The sequence below is a fragment of the Pseudomonas sp. NFACC42-2 genome (assembly GCF_900116055.1).
In the GTDB taxonomy this organism is placed as follows: domain Bacteria; phylum Pseudomonadota; class Gammaproteobacteria; order Pseudomonadales; family Pseudomonadaceae; genus Aquipseudomonas; species Aquipseudomonas marginalis.
Genome location: NZ_FOZO01000007.1, coordinates 209,907 through 229,980, shown reverse-complemented (window position 1 = coordinate 229,980; position 20,074 = coordinate 209,907). Strand labels below are relative to the sequence as shown.

Sequence of the window (20,074 nt, the reverse complement as noted above, 5' to 3'; positions counted from 1 at the left end):
ACCCGGCAATGCAGGACTCATGTGGGAGGGGGCAAGCCCCTCCCAGATTGACCGAGGTGAACTCAGGCTTCGGGCATCAGCTGCTGGCGACACTCCAGCACCAGGCGCGCGCCGCCTTGCTCGCTGGTGCCCACTTCCAGCTTGAACCCATGCAGGTTGATGATCGCCGCCACAATCGACAGGCCCAACCCAAACCCGCCTTGCTGGTCGCCTTCATCCACCCGATAAAAACGCTGGAACACCGCATCGCGTTCCGCCGCCGGTATGCCGGGCCCGGAGTCGTGCACTTCGATGCGCGTGCTGCCGGCATCGTTGAGCCCCCGCAGGATCACTGCGCCGCCCGGTGGGGAGAACTTGATGGAGTTGCTCAGCAGGTTCGCCAGGGCTTCGAACAACAGGGCGCGGTCGCCGGTGATCCATGGCAGGGACTCGGGGACTTCGAGTCGCAACTGCAATTCGCCTTCCTCGGCCAGGGGCAGGTAGAAGTCATGCAACTCGCGCAGCAGCGGCAGCGGGTCCATCACCAGGAAGCCGGAACGGCGCTGGTGGTCTTCCAGTTCGGAGATACGCAACAGCCCGCGAAAGCGCGCCATCAGGGTGTCGGTCTCGGCGATGGCATCGTCCAGTTTCACCGCGTAGCGGGAGTCCTGCTCGGCCTCCTGGCGGATGCGGTAAAGCTGCGCACGCAGGCGGGTCAATGGGGTGCGCAGGTCGTGGGCGATGTTGTCGCACACGCCCTTGACCTCGTTCATCAGTTTCTCGATGCGGTCGAGCATGGCGTTGACGATGGCCGCGAGCATGTCCAGTTCGTCACGCCGGTTGGACAGCGGCAAGCGGTGGGTGAGGTCGCCGGCGACGATGGCTTCAGCGCTGGCCTGGATCCCGCGGATCCGGCGCAGCGGGCGGCGGCGCAACAGATGCCAGCCGGCGGCGCCGGGGATAATGGTCAGGGACAGCGCCCACAGCAGGGCATGCCAGATGATCCGCGTCACACCGAACAGCGAGCCATTGGCGCGCACCAGTACCAGCCAGCGGCCGTCGTCGGTATGGCTGGCGACGGCGTCGCAGCTGTCCTTGGGCAGTTTGGGGTCGTCGGAGTCGACGCAATTGGCCAGGGTGTGGATCTTGCCGTCCAGCGGCAGGTCGGAGGGAATCGCGCGGATCGGCCCGCTCAAGGGGCGGAACTGCTCATCGAACAGGCCGTAGGCGTCCACGCCCTTCATGTCGAAGGTCATGCTGGTGGTCAACGCTTCCACCAGTTCTTCGCCGTCGAAGCGCTGGAACAGGTGCTGGCGTTGCATCAGCGAATGGCGCGACAGGTCACTCAGGTAACCCGAGACCTCGTAATACAGCACCCCCATGAGGATGCAGCTCCAGGCCACGAACAACGAACTGTAGAGCGCCAGCAAGCGGCTGCTGGATGAACGCCAGCCCTTAGAGGGGTTCAGCAATGACATAACCGGAACCTCGTACCGTGCGGATGAGCGGCGGGAGGCCCGGTGGATCGATTTTCTTGCGCAGGCGGCCGATGTGCACGTCGATCAGGTTGGTGCCCGGGTCGAAGTGATAACCCCAGACTTCCTCGAAGATCATCATCCGCGACAGGATCTGCCCGGTGTTGCGCATCAGGAATTCCAGCAGTTTGTATTCGGTGGGCAGCAGGCTCAGGGGCTGGTCGGCACGGCTGGCTTCGCGGCTGATCAGGTTCAGTTCCAGGTCGGCCACGCGCAGGGCCGTCTCGAATTCCTTGACCGTGCTTTTGCGGCGCAGCAGCACTTCGACGCGGGCGGCCATTTCGTCCGAGGCGAAGGGCTTGGTCAGGTAGTCATCACCGCCGGCGCGCAGGCCGCGCACGCGCTCGTCGACGTCGGAGAGGGCACTGATCATCAGGATCGGCGTCGATACGCCGATGGTGCGCAGGGTGGTGACGATGGCCAGGCCGTCGAGTTCCGGCAGCATGCGGTCGAGGGTGATCAGATCGTAATCACCACTCACGGCGCGGACCAGGCCTTCGCGGCCGTTGTCCACCCAATCTACGTCCAGTCCATGGCTACTCAGCTCGGCGACGATCTCGCGGGCCGTTACGGCGTCATCCTCGATGGTCAAAATGCGGGTCATAGGATTACCTGGTGAGCGATTCACACTAGAAGTGGGGGCATTTTGCCAAGAAATGGCTGAACGCTTCCTAAATAAAACTTCATGTTGGCAAAACTGACACAACTTTCATGGCGGGTACCGGCCGGGGAGCAATCTCCTCCCCCAGGGAATGCATTACGCCCGCCTGCACCAGCCATTTCTTGCAAGTTGCATGGTTCAGGCAAGTTCAATTTACTTAACCTGTTGAAATTCAACGGATTTAATTTTAAGCGCGACTGGCATGCTGCCTGCACTGTCCCTTTTGAGACTTGTAACACTATTTTTCCTGCCGGGAGCACCATAACAATGATCACATCGTCATCCACGCTGCAAGAGTCGAGCGCGCGCTCCGGGGTTTCCTGGGGGGCTATCTTTGCCGGGGCCGCTGCGGCGGCTGCGTTATCCCTGATTCTGGTATTGCTGGGCTTCGGCCTGGGTTTCTCGGCGGTGTCGCCGTGGGCCGACAGCGGCATCAGCGCCAAGGGGCTTGGCATTTCCACGATTGTCTGGCTGGCCTTTACCCAGATCGTCGCGTCCGGATTGGGTGGTTATATCGCCGGCCGGTTGCGGGTGAAGTGGGCCAATATGCATGGCGATGAGGTGTACTTTCGCGACACCGCCCATGGTTTCCTGGCCTGGGCCGTCGCCACGCTGATCACTGCCGTGCTGGTGGTCGGTTCGGTCAGCAGTGTCGTCACCGGCGGCGTGAAAGCCGGTGCCAGCGTGGCAGCCGGTGCGGCCAGCGGTATCACCCAGGCCGCAGGCAGCGCAGCCAAAGGCGTCAACGGTGGCGATTTTGACTACTACGTCGACAGCCTGTTTCGTGACGATCGCCCGGTTGCCGTCAGTGATGACGCTGCCCATGGCGTGGTTGCACGTATCTTCACCCGCACCCTGAGCAATGACGGCCAACTCGCCGCTGAAGACCGTGCCTACCTGGCCCAGCTGATCAGCCAGCGCACCAACCTCAGCCAGGCCGATGCCGAAGCGCGTATCGACAAAGTCTACGGCGACGCCCGTAAAGCGGTGGAAGACGCCAAGCTCAAGGCCAAGCAAGCCGCTGAAACGGCCGCCAAAGTCGCCGCCTATACCTCGCTGTGGACCTTTGTCGCCCTGTTGATCGGGGCTTTCTTTGCCAGTTTCGCTGCAACCTTTGGTGGCCGTCGCCGCGATGCCGTGGTGTACGTCGAAACCGAAACCTACGTTCGTTAATTCAAGGAGAACACCATGCGCTCATTACTTCTGTGGTTCCTCGGCGTGCCGATCCCGGTGATCATCCTGATCGCAATTTTCATGCACTGATCCCGAGCTCAGCTCGGCCTGATGTGGGAGGGGACAAGTTCCCTCCCACATTTGGGTTTGTGGAGTGTCAGCCAGGTTGCTACCAACAGTGCGCTGGCAACGGCGGTCATGATCACCAGCGGCTGCGATGTACCGTCGGACAGCAGCCCGGTGGCCCAACTGCTCACGGCAGTGAGGAACATCTGGGTAAAGAAGAACAACCCCGATGCGGTTCCCGCAATCGCACCGTACGGCTGCAACACCGACAGTTGGCACGCCGGAATCACCATCCCCACCGACACCATGATCACCACCATCGGCAGCACGATCGCCAGCCATTGCCCCGGCATGGCGGTGGTGGCAGCTGCAAGTACCACACTGCCCAGCACGTTCAAACCGATAGCGGCATGGATCAAACGGTCCGGCTCGAAGCGCCGCACCAGCCTGCGGAACAGGTTCGCGCCGAGCATGTAGCCGCTGATGGTGGCCGCGAACACCAGTGCATAGGCCGTGGCCGACAAGTGAAAGCCCCGCTGCAGCAGCGCCGACGACTCACTGATAAACGGGAAATAGGTGCTGTACACGCAGCCGATCGCCAGGGAATAGCGCAGGAAATAGCGGTCGCGCAGTAACTGGCCGTAGAGCCGCAGCAGGTTGCCCGGCGGCGCGGCGGCGACATCGGCCGGGCGGGTTTCGGGCAGGCGGCGGTACACCACCAGGTAGAGCACTGCACCGATCACGCCGAGCAGTACAAACAGGCCGCGCCAGTCGATGAAGGGCAACATCAGGCTGCCCAGCACTGGTGCGGCCATCGGGGACACGGCCATGGCCATGGAAATCAGGCCGAGCAGGCGTGCCTGTTCATCGCGGTCGAAATAATCGCGCACGATCACCCGGCCGATCACCGTGGTGCAGCACCCGCCGAGGGCCTGGAACAGGCGCGCGATGATCAGCACGGCGATGCTGTCGGCGAGGGCGCAGGCCACGGTAGCCAGCACGTACAGAAACAGTCCCGCCAGCAATACGGGACGGCGGCCGAAACGGTCGGTCAACGGGCCGCTGATCAGCAGGGAGATCGCCGAACCGAAGGTGTACAGCGTGAGGGTCAGTTGCAACTGGCTGTCGCTGGTCTGGAAGTAGTCGGCCATGGCGGGCAGGGCAGGCAGGTGCATGTCCAGAGTGATACGTGGCAGGCCGATCAGCACGGTCAGCAGTATCAGCCAGAACCACGGGGAGAGGGCGCGTTGCGTCATGGGAGGCTTCTGTGCAAGGAGTAGAGCCCGGACTCTAGCGGCTTTGTGGTTTAATCCTCAGGGCCGCTTGTGGCAAAAATGATTGGACCACTATGAGCCGAGGAAAAACCCCTTCCGCCCTGGACCTGCCGCGCCCCGACAGCTTGGACATGGGAAAGCAGCAGGGTGCCTACGAGGCCCTGCGTGCAGCGATCCTGAACCGACAGCTGCCGGCGGGCAGTCGCTTGCCGTCCACCCGTAGCCTCGCCGAACGCTGGCAATTATCCCGTGGCACCCTGGAGGCGGCATTCGACCGCCTGCACAGCGAGGGCTATGTGCAGCGCGTGGCCGGCTCCGGTACGCGGGTGTGTGCGGTGATCCCCGAGCAATTCATTGCGGCACCCGCGCCCCGCGCCATGCCGCGTCGCGAAGTGGTCGTCGATCGCCCGGACGCCGGCGTGCAGAGCCATGTGCCTTTTGTCGCGCGGCGCCCGGACGCCAGCCTGTTTGATCTGAAGGCCTGGGCACGCTGTATTTCCCGGGGACTGCTATCGGCAGGGCCGGGGGTGCTGGAAGCGGGCCATCCCGCCGGGCTGCCGGAACTGCGTGCGCACATCGCCGACTACTTGCGCAGCTATCGCGGCATGCACTGCGAGGCGGATGAAGTGATCGTCACCAGCGGCATTCGCCACGCCCTTGACCTGATCGCGCGTACGCTGCTCAAGCCCGGTGACACGGCCTGCGTCGAAGACCCAGGCTATCCACCGGCGCGCCGTTTGTTCGGGCTGGCGGGGGCGCAGGTCCGGGCGATTGCGGTCACGGCCGAAGGGCTGGATACCGCGCAACTCCCCGACACGGCGCGCCTGGCCTACGTCACCCCGGCCCACCAGGCACCGCTGGGCATGACCCTGTCGGTGTCGCGACGCCTGGCGCTGCTGGACTGGGCTGCCCGCGCCGAAGCCTGGGTGGTGGAAGACGACTACGACAGCGAATACAACTACCACAGCGCACCGCTGGCGGCGCTCAAATCCCTGGACGCCCATGACCGCGTGATCTACTGCGGCAGCTTCAACAAAAACCTGTTCCCCGGTTTGCGCGTCGGCTTCATGGTGGTGCCCAAGGCACTGCGCCCGGCCTTGCTGCGCACCCTGCAACTCACCGGGCAGTCGGTGGGCGCCAGTGATCAGTTGGGGTTGCTGGAGTTTCTCGGCAGCGGCGCTTTCGTGCGCCACTTGCGGGCTTCGCGCCAGGCCTATCAGGCGCGGCGCGATGTGTTGCTCGACTGCCTTGGGTCGCACTGTACGATCAGTGGGCAGCAGGCCGGATTGCATTTTGTGTTGTGGTTGCCGAGCGGTGTCGAGGAGGGCGAGTTCTGTTCCCGTGCTGCTGCCGTCGGGCTGGCGTTACAGCCCCTGGGCACGTTCTGCGTCGAGGCGATCCTGCCGCCGGCGGTCATCATCGGCTATACCGCGTTGACCCTGGCGCAGATCCGCTTTCACGGGCGTGCGCTAGCCCAATTACTGCCGGTCAGTCATCAAACCCGACCTGCTCGTGAATCTCATCCACCTTCAACTCCAACCGATACGCCACGGCAATAAACAACGCCTGGCACAGGCACAAGGTGGCGCTCAACGAGCGGAAGGCAAACGACGAGCCTTCATTCACCAACAGCACCGCGTTGGCCCGCTTGGCCAGGGGCGACAGGTTGCTGTCGGTGATGATCAGGGTCTTGGCCTGATGGTGCTGGGCGATCCGCAGGCAGTGCTGGGTCTCTTTGCCGTAGGGCGTGAAGCTGATGGCGATCACCAGGTCATTGGCACGCACGCTGCGCATCTGCTCGCGATAGCTGCCGCCCAGGCCGGAGATCAGGTGAATACGCTTGTTGGTGTGCTGCAGGTTGTAGACCAGGTAATCGGCCACCGCGAACGAACGGCGCACACCGACCACGTAGATGTTATCGGCGTTGACCACCAGGTCGACGGCTTTTTCAAACGCCACATCATCCAGCTCCAGCCCCAGGCGCTCGATACCCGACAGGGTCGCGTTGACGCACTCGCGGGCCAGGTCGCCGCCGCTGGCTTTCTGCGACTTGTTGGCGATCATGCTGCGGATGCGCTGCTGGTAGTTCTGCACCGGTGTGGTCTTGTGGGTGTAGGCCTCGCGAAACAGCGCCTGCATCTCACTGAACCCACTGAAGCCGAAACGCTGGGAAAACCGCACGATCGCCGAAGGGTGCACTTCGCATTCGCGGGCGATGTCGCTGATGCGGTCGACCATGATCCGGTCGCTCTGCTGGCTCATGTAGCTGGCGATGCGCTTGAGCTGGCGCGGCAGGCTTTCGTACTCGTCGGTGATCAGCTGCAACAGGCGTTCGGCATTGATCGGAGGGCTGGCGATGGTGTCTTCCAGGGTGGTCTCGGGATCGGTGCGGGACATGGGCAATCCTTCTGGCGTGTTCTTCTGATGCGCTGGTGGGTGGCGCAAGTCTACAGGGTAGGCGCAAAAAAATACCCCGGCATCACGGCCCGCGTGGCCTGCTGAAACGATGCACGGCGGCTGGTCTGCCCCTATGCTGACGTATTGGAAAAAATATTCCACTAAAAATAATTCTGGAATAAATATTGATTGCTGCCGTCGGACGTTCTAGTCTGCTCCCACCAAGAGCGTTTGCCGTCGCCACGGCGGTACAACGCAGGCTGATAAAAATAACAGGAGCCAGCATGGGCCAGACTCGTTTTGCCAGTGGGCGTCAATTGGATCTGATTTGCCTCGGGCGCCTGGGCGTCGACCTCTACGCACAGCAAGTAGGTGCACGGCTTGAGGACGTGTCCAGCTTCGCCAAATACCTCGGCGGTTCCTCCGCCAATATCGCGTTCGGCACTGCCCGGCTGGGGCTCAAGTCGGCGATGTTGAGCCGGGTGGGGGACGACCATATGGGCCGCTTCCTGGTGGAGTCCCTGGCCCGCGAAGGCTGCGATGTCAGCGGCATCAAGGTCGACCCGGAACGCCTCACCGCCATGGTGCTGCTGGGCCTCAAGGACCGCGAAACCTTCCCGCTGGTGTTCTACCGCGAAAACTGCGCCGACATGGCCCTGCGCGCCGAAGACGTCAACGAAGCCTTTATTGCCTCGAGCAAAGCCTTGCTGATCACCGGCACGCATTTCTCCACCGACGGCGTGTACAAGGCCAGCCTCCAGGCCCTGGACTATGCGGCCAAGCACAACGTCAAGCGCGTGCTGGATATCGACTACCGCCCCGTGTTGTGGGGCCTGGCGGGCAAGGCCGACGGCGAAACCCGGTTTGTCGCCGACCAGAATGTCAGCCAGCATGTGCAGAAAATCCTGCCGCGTTTCGACCTGATCGTCGGCACCGAAGAAGAGTTTTTGATTGCCGGTGGCAGCGAAGATCTGCTCACCGCCCTGCGCACCGTGCGTGACCTGACCCCGGCGACCCTGGTGGTCAAGCTCGGCCCGCAAGGCTGCACGGTGATCCACGGCGCGATCCCGGCGCGCCTGGAAGAGGGCGCCATCTACCCTGGCGTGCGGGTTGAAGTGCTTAACGTGCTGGGAGCCGGCGATGCTTTTATGTCGGGCTTCCTCAGCGGCTGGATCAATGACGCCAGCGATGAGCGTTGCAGCCAATTGGCCAATGCCTGCGGCGGTCTCGTGGTCTCGCGCCACGCCTGTGCGCCGGCCATGCCGACCCCGGCCGAACTGGATTACCTGTTCAACAGCCCCGTGCCGATCACCCGGCCTGACCAGGACGCAACCCTGCAACGCCTGCACCGCGTCACCGTGCCGCGCAAGGCCTGGAAGCAACTGTTCATCTTTGCCTTCGATCACCGCTGGCAATTGGTGGACCTGGCGCAACGCGGCGGCCAGGACCTGACCCGCATCAGCGAGATCAAGCAGCTGTTTATCCAGGCCATCGAACGCGTGGAGAAAAAGCTCGCCGAGCAGGGCGTCGAGGCCGATGTGGGCCTGTTGGCCGACCAGCGCTTCGGCCAGGACGCGCTCAATGCCGCCAGCGGTCGCGGCTGGTGGATCGCGCGTCCGGTGGAGGTGCAGAACTCGCGGCCGCTGGCGTTCGAACATGGCCGCTCGATCGGCAGCAACCTGATTGCCTGGCCCCAGGAACAGATCATCAAGTGCCTGGTGCAATACCACCCCGACGACGAGCCCATGCTGCGCCTGGAACAGGAAGCGCAGCTCAAGGCAGTGTACGAGGCGTCGGTGACCAGCGGCCATGAGCTGCTGCTGGAAGTCATCCCGCCCAAGGATCATCCGTCCACTTACCCGGACGTGCTCTATCGCAGCCTCAAGCGCCTGTACAACCTGGGTATCTACCCGGCGTGGTGGAAAATCGAGGCACAGTCGGCCGAGGACTGGACAAAGCTCGACGAACTGATCCAGGAACGCGACCCGTACTGCCGTGGCGTGGTGTTGCTGGGCCTGAACGCCTCGGCCGAATGCCTGGCCGCCGGCTTCCAGCAAGCCAGCCAGAGCAGTACCTGCCGTGGGTTTGCCGTGGGCCGCACGATCTTCCAGGAACCGAGCCGTTTATGGATGGCGGGGGAGATTGATGATGAGACGTTGATTCAGCAGGTACAGGCGACCTTCGAACAACTCATCAACGCCTGGCGCAGTGCCCGAGGCTAAACCCAGCTCTAAATGTGAGGGGGCAAGCCCCCTCCCACATAAAGCAGAAAGCAGATCTCAGTGATACCTGAAAATAATAAAGGTGCAGCCATGCCCGCAATCCGAATTGGCATCAACCCGATCTCCTGGAGCAACGACGACCTTCCGGCCCTCGGCGGTGAAACCCCGCTGAGCACCGCCCTGAGCGAAGGCAAGGAAATCGGCTACGAAGGTTTCGAGCTCAACGGCAAATTCCCCAAGGACGCCAAGGGCGTCGGCGACGTCCTGCGCCCCTATGACCTGGCGCTGGTCTCCGGCTGGTACTCCAGTCGCCTGGCCCGTCGTTCGGTGGCCGAAGAAATCGAGGCCATCGCCGGCCACGTCGAACTGCTGAAACAAAACGGCGCCAAGGTGCTGGTGTACGGCGAGGTGGCCGATTCGATCCAGGGCTCGCGCATTCGCCTGATCGAACGTCCGCGGTTCCACAGTGAACAGGCCTGGCAGGACTACGCCGACAAGCTCACCGAGCTGGCGCGTTTCACCCTGTCCCAGGGCGTGCGCCTGGCCTACCACCACCATATGGGCGCGTACGTCGAATCGCCTGAAGACATCGATCAGTTGATGCGGCGTACCGGGCCGGAAGTCGGCCTGCTGTTCGATTCGGGCCACTGCTACATGGGCGGCGGCGAACCCATAGAGGTGCTGCGCACGCATATCGACCGCGTCTGCCATGTGCATTTCAAGGACGTGCGCAAAGCCGTGGTGCAACTGGCGCGTAACCAGATGTGGAGCTTCCCCGATTGCATCGTCAACGGCACTTTCACCGTGCCCGGTGACGGCGATATAGATTTTGCCGAGTTGCTCGATGTGCTGATGGCCGCGAAATACGCGGGATGGCTGGTGGTGGAAGCCGAGCAGGACCCGGCCGTGGCGCCCAGCTACGTCTATGCGAAAAAGGGCTATGACACATTGCGTGCGCTTCTCGACGAGAGGACCCAACCATGAGCTTGCTGGTAAAAAGCAGTAAACGCGGGCAGACCATGGTCGCCCTGGAAGAGGGCCGCCTGGAGTACGTAGGCTTTGCCGCCTACCGTCTGAGCCTCGGCGAAACATTGCCGGTGACTGCCGGCGATAAAGAGCTGTGCCTGGTGCTGCTCAGCGGCCGGGTGACTATCGAAGGCGAGGGCTTCAACTGGCAGAACCTCGGTGATCGCCAGTCGGTGTTCGAGGACAAATCGCCGTTCGCCGCCTATCTGCCGCCGGGTACCGATGCCCAGGTCACCGCGTTGAGCGACGTGCAGATTGCCGTGTGCGCCGCACCGGGTGCGCCGGGCTTCGAGCCACGCCTGATCCGCCCGGAACAGTGCAAGCGCAGCGTCCGCGGCAAAGGCGCCAACACCCGTTACGTGTGCGACATCCTGCCGGATACCGACCCGGCCCATTCGCTGCTGGTGGTGGAAGTGCGCACGCCGTCCGGGCATTCGTCGAGCTACCCGCCGCACAAGCACGACACCGACGACCTGCCGCACCAGAGCTTTCTCGAAGAGACCTACTATCACCAGATCAACCCGCCCCAGGGCTTTGTGTTCCAGCGGGTGTACACCGACGACCGCAGCATCGACCAGGCCATGGCCGTGGAAAACAGCGATCTGGTAGTGGTGCCCAAGGGCTATCACCCGGTCAGCGTGCCGTATGGCTACGAGTCTTACTACCTGAACGTGATGGCCGGCCCCAAGCGCGCCTGGCATTTCCACAACGACCCGCAGCACAGTTGGCTGCTGGACCTTTAAACGGTTTGGACGGAGAACAACAATGAAGTCGCCTCTACGCTTTGCCCTCAACCGTATGGTCGCGCCCAACCTGTCCCTGCCGGATTTCATCCAGCTGGCCGTGGCCTTGAAATGCGATGCCATCGAGATTCGCAACGACCTCAAGGATCGCCAGATCGAATACGGCACCCCGGCCAGCCGCGTGCGCGAATTGTGCGCGGCCCAGGGCATCACGGTGCTGTCGATCAACGCGCTGTACCCCTTTGACGTGTGGAATGACGAGCGCCGCGCCCAGGCGATAGCGCTCGCCACCTATGCCCGCGAATGTGGTGCGCAAGGCTTGGTGATGTGCCCGTTCAACGAACCCGGCGACACCCGCAACGAAGCCCAGCGCGCCGCCGGTTTGCGCACCGCGTTGAGCCAACTGGCGCCGATCCTGCGCGAGTACGGGATCCTCGGGTTTATCGAGCCACTGGGCTTTGAAGAATGTGCCATGCGCCGCAAGCGCGTGGCGGTGGATGCGATCCAGTCCATCGGCGGCCTGGATGTATTCCGCCTGGTGCACGACACCTTCCACCACCACCTGGCCAGCGAGCATGAGTTCTTCCCGGAACTGACCGGGCTGGTGCATATCTCCGGCGTGGAAGACGCCCAGGCGCCGCTCAATTCGATCCGCGACGGCCACCGCGTGCTGGTGGGCGAGGGCGATATCCTCGGCAATACCGCGCAGATCGACACCTTGCTCAGCAGCGGTTACAGCGGCTACCTGTCGTTCGAGCCGTTTGCGACAAGCGTGCACGAGCTGGCGGATATCCAGCAGGCCTTGGGGGCAAGCATCGCCCACCTGCAGAAACGATAAGGGGCGCGACATGACCACCACCCGACTGACCATGGCCCAGGCCCTGGTGAAGTTTTTGGACAACCAGTACATCGAAGTCGATGGCGTGCAGAGCAAGTTCGTCGCCGGCGTGTTCACTATTTTCGGCCACGGCAACGTGCTGGGCCTGGGCCAGGCCCTGGAGCAGGACAGCGGCGACCTGGTGGTGCATCAGGGCCGTAACGAGCAGGGCATGGCCCATGCCGCCATCGGTTTTGCCAAGCAGCACCTGCGCCGCAAGATCTACGCCTGCACCGCCTCCGTCGGCCCGGGTGCGGCGAATATGCTCACCGCTGCGGCGACCGCCACCGCCAACCGTATCCCGTTGCTGTTGCTGCCCGGCGATGTCTACGCCAGCCGCCAGCCCGACCCGGTGCTGCAACAGATCGAGCAGTTCCACGACTTGAGCATCAGCACCAACGATGCCTTCCGTTCGGTGAGCAAATACTGGGACCGCATCAACCGCCCCGAGCAACTGATGACGGCGGCGATTCATGCCATGCGCGTGCTCACCGATCCCGCCGAAACCGGCGCGGTGACCCTGGCGCTGCCCCAGGACGTGCAGGCCGAGGCCTGGGACTACCCCGACTATTTCCTGCAAAAACGGGTGCATCGTATCGACCGCCGCCCGGCCACCGCCGCGATGATCGACGATGGGTTGGCCGCGTTCCGGGGCAAGCGCAAGCCGTTGATCATCTGCGGTGGTGGCGTGAAGTACGCCGGTGCGAATGCCGCGCTGCAAGCCTTTGCCGAGCGCTTTGATATTCCTTTCGCCGAAACCCAGGCGGGCAAGAGCGCGGTGGTCTCCAGCCATCCGCTGAATGTGGGCGGTATCGGTGAAACCGGCTGCCTGGCCGCCAACCTGCTGGCGCCCGAGGCCGACCTGATCATCGGCATCGGCACCCGTTACACCGACTTCACCACCTCGTCGAAATCGCTGTTCAAGCATGCCGAGGTGAAGTTCCTCAACCTCAATATCAGCCCCTGCGACGCCTTGAAACTCGACGGCGTGCAGGTACTGGCCGACGCCAAGGTCGCCCTCGAAGCGCTGGCCGATGCCCTCGGTGATTACCGTTCCGGCTGGGGCGAGCAGATCGCCGGCGCCAAGGCGCAGCTGGACGCCGAAGTGGACCGTGTGCATCAGGTCGAGTACCACGGCGATGATTTCGTGCCGGAAGTCGACGACCACCTGGACCGCGCCGTGCTGCGTGAATTCATCGAACTGACCGGCTCGTGCCTGACCCAGAGCCGGGTGCTCGGCGTCCTCAACCAGACCCTGGCCGACGACGCGATCATCGTCGCCGCAGCCGGCAGCCTGCCCGGCGACCTGCAGCGTGCCTGGCGCAGCAAGGGCGTCAACACCTACCACGTCGAGTACGGTTATTCGTGCATGGGCTATGAGATCAACGCCGCCCTCGGCGTGAAGCTCGCCGAACCGACCAAGGAGGTCTATGCCCTGGTCGGCGATGGCTCCTACATGATGCTGCACTCGGAGCTGGCCACCTCGATCCAGGAACGCCGCAAGATCAACGTGGTGCTGCTCGACAACATGGCCTTCGGTTGCATCAACAACCTGCAGATCGGCAACGGCATGGACAGCTTCGGCACCGAGTTCCGCTACCGCAACCCCGAGAGCGGCAAGCTCGACGGCGGCCTGGTGCCGGTGGATTTCGCCATGAGTGCGGCGGCCTATGGCTGCAAGACCTACAAGGTCAGCACGGTGGAGCAGCTGGAAGCGGCCCTGGCCGATGCGCGCACGCAAAGCGTCTCGACCCTGATCGACATCAAGGTGCTGCCCAAGACCATGGTCCACGGCTACCTGTCGTGGTGGCGGGTGGGGGTGGCGCAGGTGTCCACCAGCGAGCGCACCAACGCGGCGGCGAAAAAACTCAATGAACACCTGGCCAAGGCCCGGCAGTACTAATAACAAGAGGAGCGTTTGTATGTCTTTGAAGCTTGGTGTAATCGGTACCGGCGCCATCGGCCGCGATCATATTCGTCGTTGCAGCCAGACCCTGCTCAACAGCCAGGTGGTGGCGGTGACCGACATCAACCTTGAGCAGGCCGCCAAGGTGGTCGCGGAGTTGAAGCTGGACGCCGAGGTGTACGCGGATGGCCATGGGCTGATCAACTCGCCGCAGGTCGAGGCGATCCTGGTCACGTCCTGGGGCCCGAGCCACGAGGAGTTCGTGCTCGCCGCCATCGCCGCGGGCAAACCGGTGTTCTGCGAGAAGCCCCTGGCGGTGACGGCTGAAGGCTGCCGCAAGATCGTCGACGCCGAAGTGGCCTACGGCAAGCGCCTGGTGCAAGTGGGCTTTATGCGTCCCTATGACGAAGGTTATCGCGCCCTCAAGGCGGTGATCGACAGCGGCCAGATCGGCGAGCCGTTGATGCTGCACTGCGCGCACCGCAACCCGACGGTGGGCGAGAACTACAAGACCGACATGGCGATTACCGACACCCTGATCCACGAGCTGGACGTTCTGCGCTGGCTGCTCAACGACGACTACGTGTCGGTGCAGGTGGTGTTCCCGCGCAAGACCAGCAAGGCCCTGGCCCATCTGCGCGACCCGCAGATCGTGCTGCTGGAAACCGCCAAGGGCACCCGTATCGACGTGGAAGTGTTTGTGAACTGCCAGTACGGCTACGACATCCAGTGCGAAGTGGTGGGGGAGACCGGCATCGCCAAATTGCCGGAGCCGTCCCAGGTGCAGCTGCGCAGTGGGGCCAAGCTGTCGAATGCAATCCTGATGGATTGGAAGGACCGTTTTATCGGGGCCTATGACGTGGAGTTGCAGGCCTTCATCGATAGCGTGCGCGCCGGTCAGGTGGGTGGGCCGTCGGCGTGGGATGGCTTTGCGGCGGCGGTGGCGGCGGATGCGTGTATCGAGGCCCAGAGCAGTGAGCAGATTGTGAAGGTCAGCCTGCCGGATCGTCCGAACTTCTACGGCTAAATCACTGAAGGAACTCTGTTAAAAATGTGGGAGGGGGCTTGCCCCCGATGGCAGTGTGTCAGTCAACCAGTTGTTATCTGACCCACCGCTATCGGGGGCAAGCCCCCTCCCACAGTTGATTGGTTTCCAATTCAATTCAGGAGTTGATCATGAGAATCGGACTTGTCGGCTATGGCCACGGAGGGCGCTTCTTTCATGCGCCGCTGATTGCGACTTTGCCCGGCGCAACGTTTGTCGGTGTCGTCACTCGCTCACCCGAACGTCGCCAGCAACTGGCAACCGACCACCCCGGCGTCCAGGCCTTTGACAGCATCGGCCAGATCGTCGAAGCCGGTGTCGATGCCCTGGTCATCTCCACCACCCTCAAGGGCCGCCCGGCGCTGGTGTTGGAAGCCATCGAACACGGTGTGGCGGTGGTCAGCGACAAACCCTTTGCCGCCAACGCCGAACAGGCCCAGGCGCTGATCACTGCCGCCGAGCGTCATGAGGTGTTGCTCAGTGTCTACCAGAACCGACGCTGGGACTCGGACTACCTGACCCTGCGCAAATTGATCGACGCCGGTGCCCTGGGCGAGATCACCCGCTTTGAATCCCGCGTCGAGCGCTACAGCCCGCAGGCCGTGGGCAATGCCAGCGGCGGCGGCTGGTTGCGGGACCTGGGCAGCCACCTGGTGGACCAGGCGCTGCAACTGTTCGGTCCGGTGGAGCGGGTCTTTGCGCAGTTACAGTTCACCCCTGAATACCCCACTGTCGATCACGGCTTCTTCGTCTCCCTGACCCACGCCAACGGGGTGGTTTCCCATTTGTGGGGCAACGCCCTGCAGAACAGCCAAGCCCCGCGTTTTCGCGTCAGTGGCACCTTGGGTTGCTACACCGTGGACGGGCTGGATGGCCAGGAAGAGGCGCTGATGGCCGGCAAGTCGCCGAAAACCGAAGGCGAACACTGGGGCGCAGAAGAACATCGCCGCTGGGGCTGGTTCGAACAGGGGCCGGAACGTGAGCGAGTGCCGTCGGAGAAGGGCTGCTGGACCCAGTTCTATCGCCAGTTGCAAGCGGCAGTAAACGGGCAGGGCCCGTTGCCCGTGGACGCTTATGACGCGCTGGAAACCACGCGTATATTGGACGCCGCACGCCTCAGCGCCGAGCGCCAGCAGGTGGTTTCAACAAAAATAGAATAAAATTCTAAAACAGGTTGATATGGAAATTATTTTCCAATAAAGTCTTTTCCAGGTTGCATAAAGTACGTTCGGACTCGATTCGCACGACTCAACAAAAACAAGATCAAAAACAACCAGGTACCGTCAGATGAAAATCTTCAACGCTGTACTGCGAGTTTTACGCCCTGCCCACACGCCCCGCGGCCTGCCCCGCGCCCGGCCGTTCTACTTCTCCTTCCTTAATGTGCTGTGCGTCGAAAACCAGGGCGCGCTGGTCTGCTGCATTCCAGGCGCACCGGTCGTACGAGTGCCTGCCGAGCTCTGATAAACGCAACGTCCAAAAAACCAACAAGAAAGTGGAGACAGACCGTTCATGAAGACCCCGATCCGTTTTACCGCGCTGGCTTTATCCATGCTGCTGGCCAGCGGTGTTGCCAGCGCCGCCGACATCAAGGTCGGCGTGAGCATGTCCGCGTTCGATGACACCTTCCTCACTTACCTGCGCGAAGACATGGACAAGCAGGCCAAGTCCTATCCCAAGGGTGACGGCGTGCAGCTGCAGTTCGAAGACGCCCGCGCCGATGTGGTCAAGCAGCTGAGCCAGGTGGAGAACTTCATCAGCCAGAAAGTCGACGCCATTATCGTCAACCCGGTCGACACGGCCTCTACCAAGAACATCATCAATGCCGCGACCAAGGCCGGCATCCCGCTGGTGTTCGTCAACCGCCGTCCCGACCAGAAGGACTTGCCCAAGGACGTGGTGGCCGTGACCTCCGATGATGTCGAGGCCGGCAAGCTGCAAATGCAGTACATCGCTGAAAAGCTCGGCGGCAAGGGCAAGATCGTGATCCTGCTGGGCGATCTGGCGAACAATTCCACCACCAACCGCACCAAGGGTGTGAAGGAAGTGCTGGCCAAGTACCCGGACATCAAGATCGAACAGGAACAGACCGGCATCTGGCTGCGGGACAAGGGCATGACCCTGGTCAACGATTGGCTGACCCAGGGCCGCGAGTTCAATGCGGTACTGGCCAACAACGATGAGATGGCCATCGGCGCGTCCATGGCGCTGAAATCGGCCGGCAAGGAAAAGGGCAGTGTGCTGATCGCGGGTGTCGACGGTACGCCGGATGGCTTGAATGCGATCACCAAGGGTGACATGGCCGCCTCCGCGTTCCAGGACGCCAAGGGCCAGGCAGTGGGTTCGGTGGAAGCGGCGCGCAAAATGGCCAGGAAGGAACCGGTCGAGCAGAACGTGATCATCCCGTTCCAGCTGATCACCCCGGAAAACGTCGCCACGTTCAAGTAGCCCTGACATAACAACAATGAACCGGCAGGGCGGTCGTGCCCGCCCTGCTGATGGAGTACCGTCTTATGCTCGCTCAAGCCACTGTCTCGCAGCCTCCCGGGATCCAGCCGTTGCCGCTGGACGAACCCTACCTGTTGGAGATCGTCAACATCAGCAAAGGCTTTCCCGGCGTCGTGGCCCTGGCCGACGTACAACTGCGTGTGCGCCCCGGCACGGTGCTGGCGCTGATGGGCGAGAACGGTGCGGGCAAGTCGACCTTGATGAAGATCATCGCCGGCATCTACCAGCCCGACGCCGGTGAAATCCGCCTGCGCGGCAAGCCCATCGTGTTTGACACGCCGCTGGCTGCGCAGAAAGCCGGGATCGCGATGATCCACCAGGAACTCAACCTGATGCCGCACATGAGCATCGCCGAGAATATCTGGATCGGCCGCGAGCAGCTCAACAGCCTGCACATGGTCAACCACCGCGAAATGCACCGCTGCACCGCCGAGTTGCTGGCGCGCCTGCGCATAAACCTGGACCCCGAGGAACACGTGGGCAACCTGAGCATCGCCGAGCGGCAGATGGTCGAGATTGCCAAGGCTGTGTCCTACGACTCCGACATCCTGATCATGGATGAGCCGACATCGGCCATTACCGAAAAGGAAGTGGCCCACCTGTTTTCGATCATTGCCGACCTCAAGGCCCAGGGCAAAGGCATCGTCTACATCACGCACAAAATGAACGAAGTGTTCGCCATTGCCGATGAAGTGGCGGTGTTCCGCGACGGCCAGTACATCGGCCTGCAACGCGCCGACAGCATGAACAGCGACAGCCTGATCTCGATGATGGTGGGTCGCGAGCTGAGCCAGTTGTTCCCGGTGCGCGAGACGCCCATCGGCGAACTGCTGCTGTCGGTGCGCGACCTGCGCCTGGACGGGGTGTTCCAGGGCGTGTCGTTCGACCTGCATGCCGGTGAGATCCTCGGCATCGCCGGGCTGATGGGCTCGGGGCGTACCAATGTGGCGGAAACCATTTTCGGCATCACCCCCAGCAGCGGTGGGCAGATCACCCTGGATGGCGAGGCGGTGCGCATCAGCGACCCGCACATGGCCATCGAAAAAGGCTTTGCGCTGTTGACCGAGGACCGCAAGCTCAGTGGTCTGTTCCCCTGCCTGTCGGTGCTGGAAAACATGGAAATGGCCGTGCTGCCGCACTATTCGGGCAACGGTTTTATCCAGCAGAAAGCCCTGCGCGCCCTGTGCGAGGACATGTGCAAGAAACTGCGGGTGAAGACGCCGTCCCTGGAGCAGTGCATCGACACCCTGTCCGGCGGCAACCAGCAGAAAGCCTTGCTGGCGCGCTGGTTGATGACCAACCCACGCTTGCTGATCCTCGATGAACCGACCCGGGGCATCGACGTGGGGGCCAAGGCCGAGATCTATCGCTTGATCTCCTTCCTCGCCAGCGAAGGCATGGCGGTGATCATGATTTCCTCCGAGCTGCCTGAAGTGCTGGGCATGAGCGACCGGGTGATGGTGATGCACGAAGGCGAACTGATGGGCACCCTGGACCGTGCGGATGCGACCCAGGAAAAAGTCATGCAGCTGGCTTCCGGTATGACCGCAGTCCACTGACGAACAGCCGCGCGGGCCTGCGGTTGGCCCGCGCCATAGAATAAGAAGGTGATTGGCTATGAACGCAATAACAGACAACAAGCCTGCCACGGCCCCGGTCAAGCACCGTCGGCGCTTGCCCACCGAGCTGAGCATCTTCCTGGTGCTGATCGGCATCGGCCTGGTGTTTGAGCTGTTTGGCTGGATCGTGCGGGACCAGAGCTTCCTGATGAACTCCCAGCGCCTGGTGCTGATGATCCTGCAAGTGTCCATCATCGGCTTGCTGGCGATCGGGGTGACCCAGGTGATCATCACCACGGGGATCGACCTCTCGTCGGGCTCGGTGCTGGCGCTGTCGGCGATGATCGCCGCCAGTTTGGCGCAAACCTCCGATTTTTCCCGGGCGGTGTTCCCTTCGCTGACGGACTTGCCGGTGTGGATTCCGGTGGCGATGGGGTTGGGTGTGGGGCTGCTGGCGGGGGCGATCAACGGCAGCATCATCGCCGTCACGGGTATTCCGCCGTTTATCGCGACCCTGGGCATGATGGTTTCGGCTCGTGGCCTGGCGCGTTACTACACCGAAGGCCAGCCGGTGAGCATGCTCTCGGATTCGTACACGGCCATCGGTCATGGCGCGATGCCGGTGATCATTTTCCTGGTGGTGGCGGTGATCTTCCATATCGCCCTGCGCTACACCAAGTACGGCAAGTACACCTACGCCATCGGCGGCAATATGCAGGCGGCGCGGACCTCGGGGATCAACGTCAAGCGGCACCTGATCATCGTCTACAGCATTGCCGGTCTCCTGGCAGGCCTGGCGGGTGTGGTGGCTTCAGCACGCGCCGCCACCGGCCAGGCCGGCATGGGCATGTCCTATGAGCTGGATGCGATTGCCGCCGCGGTAATCGGCGGCACCAGCCTGGCGGGCGGGGTAGGGCGTATCACCGGTACCGTGATCGGCGCGCTGATCCTCGGGGTGATGGCCAGCGGGTTTACCTTTGTCGGGGTGGATGCGTATATCCAGGACATCATCAAGGGCCTGATCATCGTGGTGGCGGTGGTGATCGACCAGTACCGCAACAAGCGCAAGCTCAAGCGCTGAGCTTCAAGCTGCAAGCTGCAAG

The 20,074-nt window shown here is 62.6% G+C and carries 17 protein-coding genes; 13 read left to right on the top strand and 4 right to left on the bottom strand.

The features are described 5' to 3' along the window. Nucleotides 1–62: 62 nt before the first annotated feature. Together BM416_RS16070 and BM416_RS16065 are read right to left on the bottom strand one after the other, a co-directional pair. Nucleotides 63–1,457 carry a sensor histidine kinase gene (locus BM416_RS16070; RefSeq protein ID WP_092488699.1) on the bottom strand — a complete coding sequence of 465 codons (1,395 nt, stop codon included), beginning with the start codon at nucleotides 1,455–1,457 and terminating at the stop codon, nucleotides 63–65. Next, the gene (locus BM416_RS16065) at nucleotides 1,435–2,118 is read right to left on the bottom strand and encodes a response regulator transcription factor (RefSeq protein WP_027606536.1); all 684 of its coding nucleotides are present in this window, start codon (nucleotides 2,116–2,118) and stop codon (nucleotides 1,435–1,437) included. The genes BM416_RS16070 and BM416_RS16065 overlap by 23 nt, the downstream gene beginning before the upstream one ends. Before the next feature lie 324 nt (nucleotides 2,119–2,442). Here BM416_RS16065 and BM416_RS16060 point away from each other — a divergent pair, with 324 nt between their 5' ends. Beyond that, complete coding sequence (locus BM416_RS16060; RefSeq protein ID WP_065927953.1) at nucleotides 2,443–3,348, top strand: hypothetical protein; 906 nt, start codon at nucleotides 2,443–2,445, stop codon at nucleotides 3,346–3,348. Between the two features lie 98 nt (nucleotides 3,349–3,446). Here the strand turns inward: BM416_RS16060 and BM416_RS16055 are convergent, their stop codons facing one another. Further along, entirely contained in the window at nucleotides 3,447–4,670 is a 1,224-nt protein-coding gene (locus BM416_RS16055; RefSeq protein ID WP_092488698.1) for a multidrug effflux MFS transporter, read from the bottom strand. A 92-nt stretch (nucleotides 4,671–4,762) separates the two neighbouring features. Here BM416_RS16055 and BM416_RS16050 point away from each other — a divergent pair, with 92 nt between their 5' ends. Beyond that, entirely contained in the window at nucleotides 4,763–6,247 is a 1,485-nt protein-coding gene (locus tag BM416_RS16050; RefSeq protein ID WP_092488697.1) for a MocR-like pyridoxine biosynthesis transcription factor PdxR, read from the top strand. Here the strand turns inward: BM416_RS16050 and BM416_RS16045 are convergent. Next, nucleotides 6,177–7,085 carry a MurR/RpiR family transcriptional regulator gene (locus tag BM416_RS16045; protein ID WP_017136418.1) on the bottom strand — a complete coding sequence of 303 codons (909 nt, stop codon included), beginning with the start codon at nucleotides 7,083–7,085 and terminating at the stop codon, nucleotides 6,177–6,179. The two genes, BM416_RS16050 and BM416_RS16045, sit on opposite strands and share 71 nt — an antisense overlap. Nucleotides 7,086–7,369: 284 nt before the next feature. Here BM416_RS16045 and iolC point away from each other — a divergent pair, with 284 nt between their 5' ends. From iolC to BM416_RS15995, 11 genes are all read left to right on the top strand, one after another. Beyond that, nucleotides 7,370–9,307, top strand: coding sequence for a bifunctional 5-dehydro-2-deoxygluconokinase/5-dehydro-2-deoxyphosphogluconate aldolase (gene iolC / locus BM416_RS16040; RefSeq protein WP_092488696.1), 1,938 nt, complete (start codon nucleotides 7,370–7,372; stop codon nucleotides 9,305–9,307). A 90-nt stretch (nucleotides 9,308–9,397) separates the two neighbouring features. Next, entirely contained in the window at nucleotides 9,398–10,291 is an 894-nt protein-coding gene (gene iolE / locus BM416_RS16035) for a myo-inosose-2 dehydratase (protein WP_092488695.1), read from the top strand. Further along, the gene (iolB, locus tag BM416_RS16030) at nucleotides 10,288–11,076 is read left to right on the top strand and encodes a 5-deoxy-glucuronate isomerase (RefSeq protein WP_065941172.1); all 789 of its coding nucleotides are present in this window, start codon (nucleotides 10,288–10,290) and stop codon (nucleotides 11,074–11,076) included. Before iolE ends, iolB begins: the two co-directional genes overlap by 4 nt. Before the next feature lie 22 nt (nucleotides 11,077–11,098). Then, complete coding sequence (locus BM416_RS16025; protein WP_092488694.1) at nucleotides 11,099–11,914, top strand: TIM barrel protein; 816 nt, start codon at nucleotides 11,099–11,101, stop codon at nucleotides 11,912–11,914. Between the two features lie 10 nt (nucleotides 11,915–11,924). Continuing rightward, a complete protein-coding gene (gene iolD, locus BM416_RS16020) occupies nucleotides 11,925–13,856 on the top strand; it encodes a 3D-(3,5/4)-trihydroxycyclohexane-1,2-dione acylhydrolase (decyclizing) (RefSeq protein WP_092488693.1) in 1,932 nt (643 codons plus the stop codon). Between the two features lie 19 nt (nucleotides 13,857–13,875). Beyond that, entirely contained in the window at nucleotides 13,876–14,886 is a 1,011-nt protein-coding gene (locus BM416_RS16015; RefSeq protein WP_092488692.1) for a bifunctional inositol 2-dehydrogenase/D-chiro-inositol 1-dehydrogenase, read from the top strand. Between the two features lie 149 nt (nucleotides 14,887–15,035). Beyond that, the gene (locus BM416_RS16010) at nucleotides 15,036–16,064 is read left to right on the top strand and encodes a Gfo/Idh/MocA family protein (RefSeq protein WP_092488691.1); all 1,029 of its coding nucleotides are present in this window, start codon (nucleotides 15,036–15,038) and stop codon (nucleotides 16,062–16,064) included. Nucleotides 16,065–16,191: 127 nt separating this feature from the next. Next, nucleotides 16,192–16,368, top strand: a complete 177-nt coding sequence (locus BM416_RS30590; RefSeq protein WP_162844258.1) for a hypothetical protein — start codon at nucleotides 16,192–16,194, stop codon at nucleotides 16,366–16,368. A gap of 48 nt (nucleotides 16,369–16,416) precedes the next feature. Further along, nucleotides 16,417–17,352, top strand: a complete 936-nt coding sequence (locus BM416_RS16005) for a sugar ABC transporter substrate-binding protein (protein ID WP_027606526.1) — start codon at nucleotides 16,417–16,419, stop codon at nucleotides 17,350–17,352. 65 nt (nucleotides 17,353–17,417) lie between these two features. Then, complete coding sequence (locus tag BM416_RS16000) at nucleotides 17,418–18,971, top strand: sugar ABC transporter ATP-binding protein (protein WP_092488690.1); 1,554 nt, start codon at nucleotides 17,418–17,420, stop codon at nucleotides 18,969–18,971. 58 nt (nucleotides 18,972–19,029) lie between these two features. Then, nucleotides 19,030–20,052: an ABC transporter permease gene (locus BM416_RS15995; RefSeq protein WP_024076018.1), complete on the top strand. Its 1,023-nt coding sequence runs from the start codon at nucleotides 19,030–19,032 to the stop codon at nucleotides 20,050–20,052. The last annotated feature ends 22 nt before the right edge of the window (nucleotides 20,053–20,074 follow it).

Excerpts from the sequence above, each read along its gene's own strand:
- BM416_RS16070 (WP_092488699.1), bottom strand. The coding sequence starts at position 1,457 with ATGTCATTGCTGAACCCCTCTAAGGGCTGGCGTTCATCCAGCAGCCGC.
- BM416_RS16065 (WP_027606536.1), bottom strand. The coding sequence starts at position 2,118 with ATGACCCGCATTTTGACCATCGAGGATGACGCCGTAACGGCCCGCGAG.
- BM416_RS16060 (WP_065927953.1), top strand. The coding sequence starts at position 2,443 with ATGATCACATCGTCATCCACGCTGCAAGAGTCGAGCGCGCGCTCCGGG.
- BM416_RS16055 (WP_092488698.1), bottom strand. The coding sequence starts at position 4,670 with ATGACGCAACGCGCCCTCTCCCCGTGGTTCTGGCTGATACTGCTGACC.
- BM416_RS16050 (WP_092488697.1), top strand. The coding sequence starts at position 4,763 with ATGAGCCGAGGAAAAACCCCTTCCGCCCTGGACCTGCCGCGCCCCGAC.
- BM416_RS16045 (WP_017136418.1), bottom strand. The coding sequence starts at position 7,085 with ATGTCCCGCACCGATCCCGAGACCACCCTGGAAGACACCATCGCCAGC.
- iolC (WP_092488696.1), top strand. The coding sequence starts at position 7,370 with ATGGGCCAGACTCGTTTTGCCAGTGGGCGTCAATTGGATCTGATTTGC.
- iolE (WP_092488695.1), top strand. The coding sequence starts at position 9,398 with ATGCCCGCAATCCGAATTGGCATCAACCCGATCTCCTGGAGCAACGAC.
- iolB (WP_065941172.1), top strand. The coding sequence starts at position 10,288 with ATGAGCTTGCTGGTAAAAAGCAGTAAACGCGGGCAGACCATGGTCGCC.
- BM416_RS16025 (WP_092488694.1), top strand. The coding sequence starts at position 11,099 with ATGAAGTCGCCTCTACGCTTTGCCCTCAACCGTATGGTCGCGCCCAAC.
- iolD (WP_092488693.1), top strand. The coding sequence starts at position 11,925 with ATGACCACCACCCGACTGACCATGGCCCAGGCCCTGGTGAAGTTTTTG.
- BM416_RS16015 (WP_092488692.1), top strand. The coding sequence starts at position 13,876 with ATGTCTTTGAAGCTTGGTGTAATCGGTACCGGCGCCATCGGCCGCGAT.
- BM416_RS16010 (WP_092488691.1), top strand. The coding sequence starts at position 15,036 with ATGAGAATCGGACTTGTCGGCTATGGCCACGGAGGGCGCTTCTTTCAT.
- BM416_RS30590 (WP_162844258.1), top strand. The coding sequence starts at position 16,192 with ATGAAAATCTTCAACGCTGTACTGCGAGTTTTACGCCCTGCCCACACG.
- BM416_RS16005 (WP_027606526.1), top strand. The coding sequence starts at position 16,417 with ATGAAGACCCCGATCCGTTTTACCGCGCTGGCTTTATCCATGCTGCTG.
- BM416_RS16000 (WP_092488690.1), top strand. The coding sequence starts at position 17,418 with ATGCTCGCTCAAGCCACTGTCTCGCAGCCTCCCGGGATCCAGCCGTTG.
- BM416_RS15995 (WP_024076018.1), top strand. The coding sequence starts at position 19,030 with ATGAACGCAATAACAGACAACAAGCCTGCCACGGCCCCGGTCAAGCAC.